We start from the raw sequence: 14,357 nt of genomic DNA on the forward strand, positions 1-14,357 counted from the left end.
TTGATCTGGCTACCGCACTTGTGAGAAGGCGAACGCATGACGTCATTCGATTCCAGTCCTCCGCCAGCCTTCCGTCCCATCCGAATCGGCGATCTTGCGCCGGACTTCAGCGCGCGCACGACGCAGGGCGAAAAGGCGCTGCGCGACTATCGCGGGCAGTGGCTGGTGTTCTTCTCGCACCCGGCCGATTTTACCCCGGTGTGCACGACCGAGTTCATCGGGATGGAGCGCGCGTCCGATCAGTTCCGGCAAATGGGCTGCGCGTTGCTGGGGCTGTCGGTCGACAGCCTGTATGCGCACCACGCCTGGCTGCGCGCGATCGAGCAGACCTTCGGGGTCTCGATCAGTTTTCCAGTGGTGGAGGACCCTTCGATGGCGATCGGACGGGCCTATGGCATGATCGACGATACCGCTGACAGCAGTGCGGCGATGCGGTGCACCTATTTCATCGATCCGTTGGGCGTGGTTCGCGCGATCACGGTCTATCCGCACAATGTGGGGCGGTCGGTGGCAGAGATGCTGCGCCTGCTGGCCGCGTTGCAGCGGGCCGACGACGGCGCGGTGATGACGCCCGAAGGCTGGCAACCGGGCGATGACCTGCTGCACGCGCCAGACCCGGACGCGATGCCCGACTCCGCCGCCGACTGGTTTTGCCGCACCATGGCTGCGCCATGACGGCGGTCTTCCAGAGCCGGGCGCTGGCCGATGCGATGACCGAAAAGCTGCGCGCCTATGCCCAGCCGCAGCGGCTGATGATCCTGTCATACCTGCTGGACGGGGAAAAGACGGTTGGGCAGATCGATGCCGCCACCGCGATCGGCCAGCCCGCGCTCAGCCAGCAACTTGCCGAGCTGCGCCGGACCGAGCTTGTCCGCACCCGCCGTGCCGCCAAGCAGGTCTATTATAGTCTGGCGGATGAATCGGTCGGCCTGTGCGTCCGCACGATGGAGGCCATGATGGGCGGACAGGATGATCCCGCAACAGCGTTGCACAACGCGCTGCTGGCATCTCCCGCCGCAGAGCCGCCGGCGCGGATTCCGCTGGGCGCTGCCGGGTTTGCGAGGATCGGCTAGACGATCGTCGATCCGGTCGGAAATCGTCCCCGATCCGCGCGGCGGCTGCCTGCCTGAAAGTGGGTAACGGTGCGGGCAGGGCCTTTGGTTGCCATCCGCTTCGCCCGGGTGACCACGGCACGCCATGTCTGCGATGACATGCCGTGGTCAGGCGCAGGCCTATTGCGGCGTGAGTTGCGGATACTGGACGCCCAGCTGTTCGAGATACGAGCTGTATTTGCTGGGATCGTAATAATATTTCTTCAGCTCGGGCCGGATGCGCTCCATCAGATCCTTGTTGAGATGGATGGCGGGCTGGTCCTCGGGGGTCAACACCGGATCGTATTTCTGGTCCTTGTTCTGCACGGTGTCGAAATAGGTCTTGGCATCGCTCACCAGCTTGGGCGTGGTCATCACATCCAGCACCGTCAGCGCCACTGCCTTGGCCCCGGCGACCGCGCCCTTGTGCGCCACCGGGGTCGCCATCGCGATCGCCGATGTGACATTGTGGCCGATCATGCTGGGAATGTTCGATGGGAAGCGGATGGTGATGGTCGGAACCGTCCACATGATATCGCCAATGTCATCCGACCCGCCACCCATCGAGGGTTTGCGATTTTCAGGTGTGGAAAGCGGCTCGACCGTGGTCTTGAGCGGCTGGACCTTGAACTTCAGCCCCTCCTGCACCGCCTTGGTAAAGGCCTGGTCCTCGGGCGACCATTTGGGCATGCCGACCAGCTCGATATTGGCCTGCGCGGCCTCTGCCAGCGGCTTGTTGCCATAATTGGGCGCGGCATAGCCCAGCACGCGGCGGGTGACGGTCGTTCCCGTCGCCTTGGCAGAGGCTTCGGCAATCTCGCTTCCCGTCTCGTAAAGCTTGCGGACGGTATCGAAGGTCTGCTCGCGGAAATAATACCACACCGTCGCCTCGCCGGGCACGATGTTGGGCTGTCCGCCGCCATTGGTGATCACATAATGCGACCGCTGGGTCAGCGGCAGATGCTCGCGCCGCATGTTCCAGGCGATGTTCATCAGTTCCACCCCGTCGAGCGCGCTGCGTCCCGACCAGGGCGAGCCTGCGGCATGGCTGGTGATGCCCTTGAACGTGTATTCGACCGATACCATCCCGTTGTTGCCGGAATCGCCATAGCTGGTCCCGAAGGTGGAGGCGACATGGGTGAAGATGGAGACATCGACATCCTTGAACAGGCCGGCGCGGACATAATAGGCCTTGGTCGCCAGCAGCTCTTCGGCGATCCCCGGCCACAGCATCAGCTTGCCCTTGATGCCGTTCTTGGTCATCACCTCCTTGGCGGCGATTGCGGCGGCCACGATCAGCGGCATGCCCGAGTTATGCCCTTCGCCATGGCCCGGTGCGCCCTCGATGAGCGGCTTGATCTGCGGTACGCCGGGGACCTGCGAGAGACCCAGCAGGCCATCGACATCCGACCCCAAGGCGACCGTTGGCCCCTCGCCATTGCTCCAGGTTGCGGTCCATGCCGTGGGAATGCCCGCAACGCCCATGGTGATGGTGAAACCGTTCTTGGCGAGAATGCCGGTCAGATATTCGGCGGTCTGGAACTCCTGAAAGCCCGGTTCCTGAAAGCTGTAGACGGAATCGACCATTTCCTGGACGAGCTTGGCCTGCTCGTCGACTTCGGCAATCGCTTCCTTCTTCAGCGCGGGGGAGGCCTTGGCGTGCGCGGCCAATGGCGTGGAGGCCATCAGCAGTGCGGTGAGCAGTTTTATCGAGCGTTTCATCATCATGCGGTTCCTGATGTCAGTCGGTTTGAATGTGGCGGTGCAGGCCCTGGTCACGATGGGGCACGGAACATGCGTGAAACCTTGCCCCACCGTGTCTGCGATCAGATTGTCAGGCGGACGCCCAAGCGGAAAACGCGGCCCAGCACATCGTAAAGGTTGCGGTTGGTCTGGGGATATGCAGGCGTGTTGTTACCGGTGGGGCCGTTGCCGACCAGAACCGGATCGGTGTTCAGCACGTTGCGGACGTACAGGAACACTTCGGCCTTTTTGGTCGCGATTTCGAAGCGTTTGGTCAGTGACATGTCCAGATACCATTGCCCAGCGATGTCGTTCTCGTTGATTGTGCGGAAGTCGGGGGTCGAAAGCGGGCAGGTGGTCTGGCATTCGATGAAGTTGTTGCTGTACACCCCACCGGAGAAGCCCCGGCCAACGACGTTCAGAGACCAGCTTTCGGCATCGTAATTGGCTGACAGGCGGTAGTTCCACGATGGCGTCGCATCGCCGCCACCACCGTTCTGACCGGCCAGATCAACCGGTGCGTTGATGCCATTGTCGGTGATGTTGTCGATATAGTGCGACACAACCGCCCGCAGCGTCAGATTGCCGGGACCCACCGGCCTGCGATAGCTCGCCTCGAAATCGATTCCGCGGGTTTTGATTGATGCGAAGTTGAACGGCACCAGTGTGATCGTGCTAATGTCGTTCGGGCTGGCGAACGCAATCTGCGCACATTGTTCCTGAACGTTTTGCTCGAAGCACAGGTTCGCAGTGGTCTGGGCTGTGATATTGGCGATAGCATCGGAGAGCGAAATATCGAAATAGTCAATGGACGCGGCAAAGCCAGGCAGGAAGGTCGGCGTGAACACTGCACCCACACCCCAGGTGCGCGCAACTTCAGGGTTCAGGCTCAGGTTGCCAGTCGTTTGCTCCAGAAACTGGTCAGCCCGCTGGCCGCCACCTGGGAGCGCAACGTTCACGGTATTGGTACGCGCAGTACCGGGAGCAAAAAGATCGTTCAGGTTCGGGGCACGGATGTCCCGTGAGCGGGTGACACGGAACTTGAGATCATCGATGACCTGGAACGTGCCGCCCAGCTTCCAGGTGACCACTGTGCCCGATGTCGAATAGTCGGTGACGCGGACGGCACCGTTCAGATCAACACCGTCATAGACCGGAAAAACCGTCTCGATGAACGCTTCCTTGACGTCGAAATCGCCGGTGGTGACGCGGTAGTTTCCATAAAGGAACCCCTGATTGTTGGGTACGTCAGGGTCTAGAGAACCGCTGACTTCCTCGCGGCGATATTCCGCACCGAATGCCAGGCTGACCGGACCTGCCCAGTTTTCGAACAGGCTGGTTGTCTGGAACGTGATCGCTGCCACATCTTGCTGCAGTCGCTGTCGCCGCGATGGCTGAACACCGTCATTGAAAATGTAGTTGAGCGCAGCAGCGCTGGGCGTAGCCAGCCCGATGCGGTTGATCGGAACGCAGCCATTGGATGGATTGGTCAGCGTAGACCGGCAAACGATCTGGCCGCTTCCATTAAATACTGCATCCTGTGCGAGCGCCAGTCGTGAGTTGAGCCAGGTATTGGTCAATACCTCATGGGTCTTGGCAATGCCAAGCTGGTAATAGGCATCATAATTCCAAGCAATGCCGCCAGTATCGAAATCGCCGTTTGCACCGACGACATAACGATAGACATCGCGCGTGTTGTCGCTGCCTTGTGCCGGGATGCCGAAGTTGCCGGTCCCGATCGATACACTCGTGAGGTTGTTGGCAACCATCAACGCACGGAAGGCATCCGGCAGATAGGCATTGTCGCGCATGATGGTTACGCCGGTCGAAGGCGTCTTTTGGTAGAAGCTCTGGCCCTCGTAACGCGAATAGGAACCCTGCGCGTACACTTCGAACGCAGGCGAAATCTCAAAACTGGCTCGACCGAAGGCGTTGATGCGCTTTTCATCGGGGGCCAGCGAGTTCGAACTGAAATGGCCTTCGCGGCTGATCAGGTAATCGCCGCCCTGCATCCACTGGCCGCGGTTGGGCCCGTAGGTGAACTGGTTGAGGCTGGCCTGGCCGGTGGTGGGGTTGATCGACCCGAAATAGGTGCCGCGCAACGGGCCGGAATTGACGATGCCGCCCGGCGTGAACTGATAGGTGCCGATGCCGCTGGCGATCAGGCGCTCGGGTTGGCCGTTGCCCACGACATAGGCGGGATTGTCGATCTGGAAAAAGCCGCTGTCCTGCCATTTGCGGTCATAGGTATCCACGCCCTTCTGCGTGAAATAATCGCCTGCGAGCAACAGCTTGCCACGGCCACCGGCAAATTGCGTGCCACCTGTCAGACGCAGCAGGTGGTTGGGTACATCGCCATAGGTGGTGACGCCATGTTCATATTCGGCCTTGAGACCGGTAAAGTCCTTGTCGAGGATGAAGTTGACCACGCCGGCCACTGCGTCCGAACCATAAGCGGAGGAAGCACCGCCGGTCACGACCTCGACGCCCTTGATCAGGCCCTGTGGCACTGTTTGCACATCGACAAAGCCGACGGTTGCCGAGGCGACCGAGCGCTGGCCGTCGATCAGGATCAGCGTACGATTGGCGCCCAGATTGCGCAGGTTGATCGTCGCAATCCCGGCCTGTCCGTTCGACAGCGAGCCCGAGTTGGTGGAGGATGACTGGCTGCCCTGCACGGCGGGCAGCGTGCTAACATAATCACCGATGTTCGCCTGGGGTTCGGCGTCGAGTTCGGCCTCGGTGACGACGTTGACGGGGGTGGGGGCATCATAGCCATCGCGGGCGATGCGCGATCCGGTGACGGTGATCACCTTCGTGGCGCTGCTGTCTGCGTCCTGTTCGGTCGCCTGTTCGCTGGTCGTCTGCGCCATCGCTGCAGTCGAGACCGATACGATCGGCAAAGCGGCCGCGCCAAGCAGCAGCGTTCTCACGACAAGTAAACGTCGCGAATTGAATGTTGTAAAAGACCCCATGGATAAACCCCCATTATATGGTTATTTGGGCCTTTCGTCATCTTCCCCTAGTTTGTTATTTTATTTGCCCTGTATATTTTTATATCGCCTAAATCATTGCGTGTAGGCCATCGTCATGTAACAATATTACCCTCCGGATGCAGCGGAGGTGCAGGTTCTTGCCAATATGGCAGGGGATTGAACCCCTTTGCCCTTGCAGGCTAACAGAAAATGCGCAGAATAATCTGCGAAAATTGCCGAAATTTTGGGGGGTTTGCGTGAATATTCTCATCAAATATCGAGAAACGTGATGAAATCCACCATTCCGGAGCTGGATAGAATCGATTTTCGAATCCTTGAGGCGCTGTCGGCAGATGGTCGCATATCGGATGTCGCGCTGGGGGAATCGATCAATCTTTCCAGCACGGCGGTCGCCCGGCGACGCAGGATCATGGAAGAAGCTGGAATAATATCCGGCTATAACGCCAATCTGTCGCTGCAGGCACTCGGTTTTTCTGGTGTCGTGATTGTCATGGTTGAGTTAAGGTCTCAAGCGGAGCACATATTGGATGAGTTTGAGCAAGAGGTTATCAGGTGCCCGTCCATATCATACTGCGGTTTTATATCAGGAGACACCGATTTCATAATAATGATCCACGTCAGTTCGCTGGATGAGTATGATGAAATCTATCGTAAAGAACTCTCCAACCTGCCCAATGTAGCCAAGATCCGCAGTAGTTTCGTGTTGCGAGAAGTGGCGCGGCGAACGACCGTCCCCATCATCTTTGAACGCGGCAAGAGGCAGGTGTCGACTCGCAGCTGAAGCCGCCGGCGTCAGGTCGCGATGCCGAGAAAGCTGTCATGGCGGGCGAGGCTGACCAGCCGCAAGCCATGTGCCGCAGCCTGCTCGACCGCCAGCGTCGATGCAGCAGAAATGGTTGCCAGCAACGGCACGCCTGCGATCACCGCCTTTTGGACCAGCTCGAAGCTGCAGCGTGCGGTCAGCAGGATGAAATGATCTGCGATGGGAATTCTTTCGCGAGCGGCAGCGCCCAGCAGCTTGTCCAGCGCGTTGTGCCGCCCGACATCCTCGCGCACCAGGACGATGGTGCCATCCGCTTGGCACAAGGCGGCTGCATGCGCGGCGCGCGTCACTTTGCCCAGCACCTGCCGGTCGCCCAGGGTTCCCACCGCCCGGAATATCGCCTCGGGCTTGACGTCCAAAGTGGAGCGGACCGGAGCGAGCGGGCGCATCACCTGTTCCAGGCTCTCGATGCCGCACAGCCCGCAGCTGCCCTCTGCCAGTCGCAATCGCACCCGCTCGATCAGCGGTGCAGCGTTGGCCACGTTCAACTGGATGCGCAGCACCCATCCCCTGGCCTCGACCGGCGCAGCTTGGACCGATGCCATCTCGCCTGCTGTGGTAACGAGCTGTTCGGACAGGCAGAAGCCCAGCGCATAGTCTTCCAGATCGGTCGGGGTGGCCATCATCACGGCATAGCCAAGGCCATTGATCTCGATGGCTACCGGCGCTTCCTCGACGAGCGCGCGCTTGATATCGCGGGATGGCGACCCATCGGAAAAATGCTCGCGCAGGGCAAAGGGGCGTGCGCCATCAGCCACGCGCAAATTCAGCCTGGGCTAGCGCGGCTGTCTGATCGATATCGAGCAAGAAATTGCGGACGATCGGCCTCGTGATGTTTTCAGAGTGGGTGGGCGATACTCGGGACGGTTGATGGACACAACGCCGTCGGCGCCTTTGCGATCCATGGTTTCAACGCGTCCCGAGCTGCCGTCTGTGGTTACTCCGCAGCGATTCCCGCCTGCTTGAACATGTCTTCGCCGTCATCGATGATGGCAGCTTCGTTCGCCGCGCCCTTCTTCTGGCGCTTGTCGAACGCGCTCCACACGTCGTTCCAGTTGCCGCGCGTCGCACCCTTGGAATATTCGGTGGCGCGGGTTTCGAAGAAGTTGGCGTGTTCGACACCGTTGAGCAGCGGCGCGAGCCAAGGCAGCGGGTGGTCCTCGATCATATAGACCGGGGCGAAGCCCAGCTGGCCCAGACGCCAGTCGGCGATGTAGCGGATATAGCGCTTGATCTCCTTGGCGGTCATGCCGTGGACGGGGCCGTCCTGGAATGCCAGATCGATGAACGCATCTTCCAGCCGCACCGTCTTCTGGCAGCAGTCGATGATGTCTTCCTTGACGGCCTTGGTCAGGCAGCCGCGTTCGGCGCAGAACGCGTGGAACAGCTTGGTGATGCCTTCGCAGTGCAGGCTTTCGTCGCGCACCGACCAGCTGACGATCTGCCCCATGCCCTTCATCTTGTTGAAGCGCGGGAAGTTCATCAGCATCGCGAACGATGCGAACAGCTGCAGGCCTTCGGTGAAGCCGCCGAACATCGCGAGCGTGCGGGCGATATCCTCGTCATTGTCGACGCCAAACTCGGCCAGATAATCGTGCTTGGCCTTCATTTCCTCATATTCGAGGAACATGCCGTACTCGCTTTCGGGCATGCCGATGGTGTCGAGCAGGTGGCTGTAGGCGGCGATGTGCACGGTTTCCATGTTCGAAAACGCGGTCAGCATCATCTTGACCTCGGTCGGCTTGAACACGCGGCCGTACTTGTCGTGATAGCAGTTCTGCACCTCGACATCGGCCTGGGTGAAGAAGCGGAAGATCTGCGTGAGCAAGGTGCGCTCATGCTCGGTCAGCTTCTGCGCCCAGTCGCGGCAATCCTCGCCCAGAGGCACTTCCTCGGGCATCCAGTGGATCTGCTGCTGGCGCTTCCAGAAATCATAGGCCCAGGGATATTCGAAGGGCTTGTACTGATTGCGGGCTTCGAGAAGGGACATAAGGTTGCTCCGTGAATCCCTCTCAAAATGGAAGAGGGATGGATTTTGATGGGTTCAATTCTGTTCGACGAAGATACGGGCGGCATCGCTGACGGATGCGGTGCCTGACCGCCCCGAGCCCTGGATCATGTCCGGGAAACGGGGCGGAAGCTGCGTTACTGGCAAGCCAGGCATTCGTCGTAATCCGTCGTCTCGCCCAGTTCGAACTTGGGCGCTTCGATGGTGTTGTCGGCCTCGACGCCGCCAGCAAAGCCTGCGCGCTGCACGCTCTTCGACCGCAGGTAATAGAGCGACTTGATACCCAGCTCCCATGCGCGGAAGTGCAGCATCAGCAGATCCCATTTGTCGACGTCCGCCGGGATGAACAGGTTCAGCGACTGCGCCTGATCGATGTACGGCGTGCGATCGGCTGCCAGTTCGAGCAGCCAGCGCTGATCGATCTCGAAGCTGGTCTTGAAGGTGTCCTTCTCGTCCTGGCTCAGGAAGTCGAGATGCTGGACGGAGCCGCCCTTCTCGAGAATCGTGTTCCACACATTGGTCGAATCCTTCGACTTTTCGCGCAGCAGCTTTTCCAGATAGGGGTTCTTGACCACGAAGCTGCCCGAGAGCGTCTTGTGGGTATAGATGTTCGCCGGGATCGGCTCGATGCACGCCGAGGTGCCGCCGCAGATGATGCTGATCGACGCGGTCGGCGCGATCGCCATCTTGCAGCTGAAGCGCTCCATCACGCCCTGATCGGCAGCGTCGGGGCAGGGGCCGCGTTCCTTGGCGAGCATCATCGAGGCTTCGGAGGCCTTGGCCGCGATGTGCTTGAAGATCTTCATGTTCCACGACTTGGCGAGCGCCGATTCAAAGCCCAGGCCACGCGCCTGCAGGAACGAGTGGAAGCCCATCACGCCCATGCCGACCGAGCGTTCGCGCATCGCGCTATAGCGGGCACGCGCCATTTCGGGCGGGGCGCGGTCGATATAGTCCTGCAGCACATTGTCGAGGAAGCGCATGATGTCTTCGATGAAGAGCTTGTCGTCGTGCCACTGGTCCCAGGTTTCGATGTTGAGCGACGACAGGCAGCACACGGCGGTGCGGTCGTTGCCCAGGTGATCGCGTCCCGTGGGCAGCGTGATTTCACTGCACAGGTTGGATGTCGAAACCTTGAGGCCCAGTTCGCGGTGATGCTTGGGCATCATCCGGTTCACGGTATCGTTGAACACGATGTAAGGCTCGCCGGTGGCGAGGCGCGTTTCCACCAGCTTCTGGAACAGCGCGCGGGCGTTGACCGTGCTGCGGACGCTGCCATCCTTGGGGCTCTTGAGGTCGAAGTCCGCGCCGTCGCGCACCGCTTCCATGAACTCGTCGGTCAGCAGCACGCCGTGGTGCAGGTTGAGCGCCTTGCGGTTGAAGTCGCCGCTGGCCTTGCGGATCTCGAGGAACTCCTCGATCTCGGGATGTGACACGTCAAGATAGCAGGCCGCCGAGCCACGCCGCAGCGACCCTTGAGAAATCGCGAGAGTCAGCGAATCCATCACGCGGACGAACGGAATGATTCCCGAGGTCTTGCCGTTGAGGCCGACAGGCTCGCCGATGCCGCGCACATTGCCCCAATAGGTGCCGATGCCGCCGCCGCGCGAGGCCAGCCAGACGTTCTCGTTCCAGGTGTTGACGATGCCTTCGAGGCTGTCGTCGACGCTGTTGAGATAGCAGCTGATCGGCAGGCCGCGACCCGTGCCGCCGTTCGACAGCACCGGGGTTGCGGGCATGAACCACAGCTTCGAGATATAGTCGTACAGCCGCTGGGCGTGTTCCTGATCGTCGGCATAGGCATCGGCGACGCGCGCAAACAGGTCCTGGTAGTTTTCACCGGGGAGGAGATAGCGGTCCTCCAGCGTTTCCTTGCCGAAATCGGTGAGCAGCGCATCGCGGCTGTTGTCGGTGACGATGGTAAAGCGGCGCGCCTCGACGGTCTTGCTGTCGCGCACGTCGGCGGGCAGGGCGGCGGCGGCCTGAGTTGCTGCCATCGCGATCAGTGCCAATTCATCGGCGCTGGAGGCGCCCATCGCCACACCCGTGCCTGCCTTTTCGGCTGCGTCCAGTACATCTGCTTCACCCATATCGATTGCGCTACCCTTGGTATCTCTGAAATCCATGACGCCCCCAGATTGATCGTTGCGTGCGGAGTTTTGTTCCGCAATTGTTCGAGTCGGGGCGCAAGCGTCCCGTATAGCATCTTGTCGGGCTTCGCGGGGGAAAACTTATCCCCAACAGAAGGTCGAAACAGGGTCAAAAACCCTTGACGCGAAGGCCACTGTCTGCCCCCGCGCTGTCTTGTACCCACTGTTCTTGGTATGCCCCAGCCGCGTACCCCACTACCTATAGTGGCGGATCCTGATTCCGACGCAAGAGGGTAAATGGTTAATTTACATCACCATTCGTCGCGCGTGGGATTCCATTCGTCGCACATGGTATACCGTTCACACGGCGCGACGCGCGGTGAAAAGCCGCCCCGAAAAATCGCAAGAGGGCAAATCGCCCTTGCCCACAATTTCCTCTCCACAGACTTGTGCACGGCAATTTGGGGGCTGTGGACAGGCGTCGGCATCGTGGTCATGGCCAGGCCGAACCACATTCCCTTGTGCCCCACCTTGCGATAGCGTGGCCAGAGCAATACAGACGGTCGCACTTCATCCGCCAGCGCTGCACACGCGTTGCGTACCCGGGGGGAAATGCCATGACCGTGACCATCAAAGCCGCCGATCTGATCGAGAGCGTTGCCGACGCGCTGCAGTTCATCAGCTATTATCACCCGATGGATTACATCCGCGCGCTGGGCGAGGCCTATGAGGCCGAGCAGTCGCCCGCCGCCAAGGACGCGATCGCGCAGATTCTCACCAACAGCCGGATGTGCGCGGAAGGCCACCGCCCGATCTGCCAGGACACCGGCATCGTCAACGTGTTCGTCAAATGGGGCATGGATTGCCGGATAGACGACACGGCCAAGTCGCTGCAGGAGATCGTCGATGAAGGCGTGCGCCGCGCGTATCTTCACCCCGAGAACAAGCTGCGCGCGTCGGTGCTGGCCGACCCCGCCTTCACCCGCCGCAACACCAAGGACAACACCCCGTGCGTGCTGCACGTCGAGATGGTGCCCGGCCATCATGTCCATGTCGATGTCGCGGCCAAGGGCGGCGGCAGCGAGAACAAGTCCAAGTTCAAGATGATGAACCCGTCCGACAACATCGTCGACTGGGTGCTCGAGATGATCCCCCAGATGGGTGCAGGCTGGTGCCCGCCGGGCATGCTCGGCATCGGCATCGGCGGCACGGCGGAACATGCGGTGCTGCTCGCCAAGAAGGCGCTGATGGACCCGATCGACATGGGCCCGCTGAAGGCGCGCGGGGCCAGGAGCGACCTCGAGGCGATGCGGATCGAGATCTTCGACAAGGTCAACGCCTTGGGCATCGGCGCGCAGGGGCTGGGCGGCCTGTCGACCATCCTCGACGTCAAGATCATGGATGCGCCCTGCCATGCTGCGGGCAAGCCGGTGGCGATGATCCCCAATTGCGCCGCCACGCGCCACGCGCATTTCAGCCTCGATGGCTCGGGCCCGGCCTATCTCGAAGCGCCCAAGCTTGCCGAATGGCCCGACGTCAACTGGACGCCCGACAAGGCCGCGATCCGCGTCGATCTCGATAATCTCACGCCAGAGGTGGTGCAGAGCTGGAAGCAGGGCGACCGGCTGCTCTTGAATGGCAAGATGCTGACCGGGCGTGATGCTGCGCACAAGCGCATCCAGGACATGCTGGCCAAGGGCGAGCAGCTCCCGGTCGAGTTCCGTGGCCGCGTGATCTATTATGTCGGCCCGGTCGATCCGGTGGGCGAGGAAATCGTCGGCCCCGCCGGCCCCACCACCGCAACGCGGATGGACAAGTTCACCCGGATGATGCTGGAGCAAGGCCTGCTCGCAATGGTCGGCAAGGCCGAACGCGGACCTGCAGCGGTCGAAGCGATCCGCGACCACAAGAGCGCGTACCTGATGGCGGTCGGCGGTGCGGCGTATCTGGTCGCCCGCGCAATCAAGGGCTCGGAGGTCGTGGGCTTCCACGATCTGGGGATGGAAGCGATCTACGAGTTCGAGGTCAGCGACTTCCCGGTGACCGTCGCGGTCGACAGCGAAGGCAACAACGTCCACCAGCTCGCACCTTTGGTTTGGAAGGAACGGATTGCCAAGGAAGGGCTGTTGCAGGGGGCGTGAACGCAGAGGGGGTAAGCCGATTTGCGCCCACCCCCGCTCAGCCTGAGCCTGTCGAAGGCCTCGCGAAGACGTTGGCCATAAACTCCATCGTCATCCTGAACTCGTTTCAGGACCCATTGTGCCCGATGAGCCGAAGCTGCGTGGGGAGAAATGGGCCCTGAAACACGTTCAGGGTGACGGATATGGTTTTGGTGCGGGGCCTTCGCCAGGCTCAGGCTGAGCGGGCGTTGTGAATGCCCGCCGCAGCCCGGCCTTCAGAACCCGGCCAGCGGCGCGCAATTCACGCCCGGCGTCAGCGGCACGATCGGCGTCACCGGCACAACGACTGCACCACCGCTACCCGGAATGACGAACGGCAGTTCGCTATCGAGATAGGGCGCGCGGCCGCGCAGGGCATCGATTTCCGCCTGACGCCGCTTCAGATAGAAGTCGCGCGCGTCGACATAGGGGTCGTTGCTGTAGGTCCGCAGTGCGTTCAACTGCTCGTCGATCTGGATGCGGCCCTGCAGCGCGCTCAATGTCGCAGCAGGCAGCGTGAAATACGGATCGTTGAACGGTGCGCCCGCCACTGTCGGCAGCAGCAGCCCATCGACCGTGCCGCCCACCAGATCGCGTACCGTGGTCGGGCCGACCAGCGGCAGGAACAGGTAAGCGCCCGGCTTCACGCCGTAATAGCCAAGCGTGTTGGCAAAGCCGTTGCGCCTGTAGGGCAGCTTGAACGGATCCCGCCGGGCGATATCGAACAACCCGCCGATGCCGATGGTGGTGTTGATCGCAAAGCGCCCCACCGTTTCAGCCGCCTTGCCGGGCTTCAATTGCAGCAGGAAGTTCAGCGCGACAATCGGTTCGGTCAGGTTGCGCAGGAAATTGCGCAGACCATGGCGGATCGGCTTGGGAACAGCATCCTTGTACGCCATCGCCACCGGCCCGACGAGCGCCTCGTCGACATCCTGCACCATCTCGAACGATTCTGCGTTAAGCTGCAGCATCGGATCACCCGGCTCGGAATCGGGGCGCGCGGTGACCACAATGGCGCCATCCTGCGCCAAAGGCGTGGCGACGTCCGAGGAAGCGACGGGCGCAGTGCCCAGGGGGATCGATGGCAACGGCTCGCCGGCAGGGCATGGCGGCAACGGAGACGCTGCAGGCGCTTCGACCGCGCTGGTCGGAGCCGACTGCTCGGTCGCGGGCTGCCCGATCGGTGCAGTGTCTGCGCCGACCTGCATCGCAGACAGAAAGAGCGCCAGCGGCAGCGCTGTCAGGCTCATGATGCCGCCTTTGATGGGAATGAGGAGGGGAAACCGATCATCGGTGCGTCGTTATCCTTACGCATGTCTGGCCCCACCACCATGGCGCTATTTGCACCTTCATGACAAGTCAATGACAAGCGCGTGAAATCGTATGGCGGCGCTTCGCGAACAAGGTGGCGCAAAGGCCAAAAAGCCTGTTCCCACATGTCCCCTGT

10 protein-coding genes are annotated in these 14,357 nt (G+C 61.2%); 4 read left to right on the forward strand and 6 right to left on the reverse strand.

Annotated features, from left to right (window positions below; translation table 11 throughout):
* The first annotated feature begins 36 nt into the window (after positions 1–36).
* Both D618_RS0114645 and D618_RS0114650 read left to right on the forward strand, forming a co-directional pair.
* Positions 37–675 (forward strand): peroxiredoxin, encoded by a 639-nt coding sequence (locus tag D618_RS0114645; RefSeq protein WP_017672285.1) that lies wholly within the window; start codon positions 37–39, stop codon positions 673–675.
* Positions 672–1,073 (forward strand): metalloregulator ArsR/SmtB family transcription factor, encoded by a 402-nt coding sequence (locus D618_RS0114650; RefSeq protein WP_017672286.1) that lies wholly within the window; start codon positions 672–674, stop codon positions 1,071–1,073. The genes D618_RS0114645 and D618_RS0114650 overlap by 4 nt, the downstream gene beginning before the upstream one ends.
* Before the next feature lie 159 nt (positions 1,074–1,232).
* On the opposite strand, the gene D618_RS0114655 is transcribed toward D618_RS0114650, so the two are convergent.
* A complete protein-coding gene (locus tag D618_RS0114655) occupies positions 1,233–2,813 on the reverse strand; it encodes an amidohydrolase (protein WP_026091714.1) in 1,581 nt (526 codons plus the stop codon).
* Between the two features lie 104 nt (positions 2,814–2,917).
* The gene (locus tag D618_RS0114660) at positions 2,918–5,767 is read right to left on the reverse strand and encodes a TonB-dependent receptor (RefSeq protein WP_017672288.1); all 2,850 of its coding nucleotides are present in this window, start codon (positions 5,765–5,767) and stop codon (positions 2,918–2,920) included.
* 331 nt (positions 5,768–6,098) lie between these two features.
* Here D618_RS0114660 and D618_RS0114665 point away from each other — a divergent pair, with 331 nt between their 5' ends.
* Positions 6,099–6,611 carry an Lrp/AsnC family transcriptional regulator gene (locus tag D618_RS0114665; protein ID WP_017672289.1) on the forward strand — a complete coding sequence of 171 codons (513 nt, stop codon included), beginning with the start codon at positions 6,099–6,101 and terminating at the stop codon, positions 6,609–6,611.
* A gap of 11 nt (positions 6,612–6,622) precedes the next feature.
* Here D618_RS0114665 and fdhD read toward each other — a convergent pair whose 3' ends face one another.
* The 3 genes from fdhD to D618_RS0114680 form a co-directional block, all read right to left on the reverse strand.
* Positions 6,623–7,411, reverse strand: a complete 789-nt coding sequence (gene fdhD, locus D618_RS0114670) for a formate dehydrogenase accessory sulfurtransferase FdhD (protein WP_017672290.1) — start codon at positions 7,409–7,411, stop codon at positions 6,623–6,625.
* Between the two features lie 179 nt (positions 7,412–7,590).
* Positions 7,591–8,643 (reverse strand): ribonucleotide-diphosphate reductase subunit beta, encoded by a 1,053-nt coding sequence (locus tag D618_RS0114675; RefSeq protein WP_017672291.1) that lies wholly within the window; start codon positions 8,641–8,643, stop codon positions 7,591–7,593.
* A 155-nt stretch (positions 8,644–8,798) separates the two neighbouring features.
* Positions 8,799–10,658 carry a ribonucleoside-diphosphate reductase subunit alpha gene (locus D618_RS0114680; protein WP_238550696.1) on the reverse strand — a complete coding sequence of 620 codons (1,860 nt, stop codon included), beginning with the start codon at positions 10,656–10,658 and terminating at the stop codon, positions 8,799–8,801.
* 710 nt (positions 10,659–11,368) lie between these two features.
* Between D618_RS0114680 and D618_RS0114685 the strand changes: the two genes are divergently transcribed.
* A complete protein-coding gene (locus tag D618_RS0114685; protein ID WP_017672293.1) occupies positions 11,369–12,892 on the forward strand; it encodes a fumarate hydratase in 1,524 nt (507 codons plus the stop codon).
* A gap of 254 nt (positions 12,893–13,146) precedes the next feature.
* Here the strand turns inward: D618_RS0114685 and D618_RS0114690 are convergent, their stop codons facing one another.
* A complete protein-coding gene (locus D618_RS0114690) occupies positions 13,147–14,160 on the reverse strand; it encodes a VacJ family lipoprotein (protein ID WP_017672294.1) in 1,014 nt (337 codons plus the stop codon).
* Positions 14,161–14,357: the final 197 nt, after the last annotated feature.

Origin of the sequence: Blastomonas sp. AAP53 (assembly GCF_000331245.1) — a bacterium.
GTDB lineage: Bacteria > Pseudomonadota > Alphaproteobacteria > Sphingomonadales > Sphingomonadaceae > Blastomonas.

Bases quoted from the DNA above. Each gene is read 5' to 3' on its own strand.
- D618_RS0114685 (WP_017672293.1), top strand. From the start codon at position 11,369: ATGACCGTGACCATCAAAGCCGCCGATCTGATCGAGAGCGTTGCCGAC.
- D618_RS0114655 (WP_026091714.1), bottom strand. From the start codon at position 2,813: ATGAAACGCTCGATAAAACTGCTCACCGCACTGCTGATGGCCTCCACG.
- D618_RS0114645 (WP_017672285.1), top strand. From the start codon at position 37: ATGACGTCATTCGATTCCAGTCCTCCGCCAGCCTTCCGTCCCATCCGA.
- D618_RS0114675 (WP_017672291.1), bottom strand. From the start codon at position 8,643: ATGTCCCTTCTCGAAGCCCGCAATCAGTACAAGCCCTTCGAATATCCC.
- D618_RS0114665 (WP_017672289.1), top strand. From the start codon at position 6,099: ATGAAATCCACCATTCCGGAGCTGGATAGAATCGATTTTCGAATCCTT.
- D618_RS0114650 (WP_017672286.1), top strand. From the start codon at position 672: ATGACGGCGGTCTTCCAGAGCCGGGCGCTGGCCGATGCGATGACCGAA.
- D618_RS0114680 (WP_238550696.1), bottom strand. From the start codon at position 10,658: ATGGCAGCAACTCAGGCCGCCGCCGCCCTGCCCGCCGACGTGCGCGAC.
- D618_RS0114690 (WP_017672294.1), bottom strand. From the start codon at position 14,160: ATGAGCCTGACAGCGCTGCCGCTGGCGCTCTTTCTGTCTGCGATGCAG.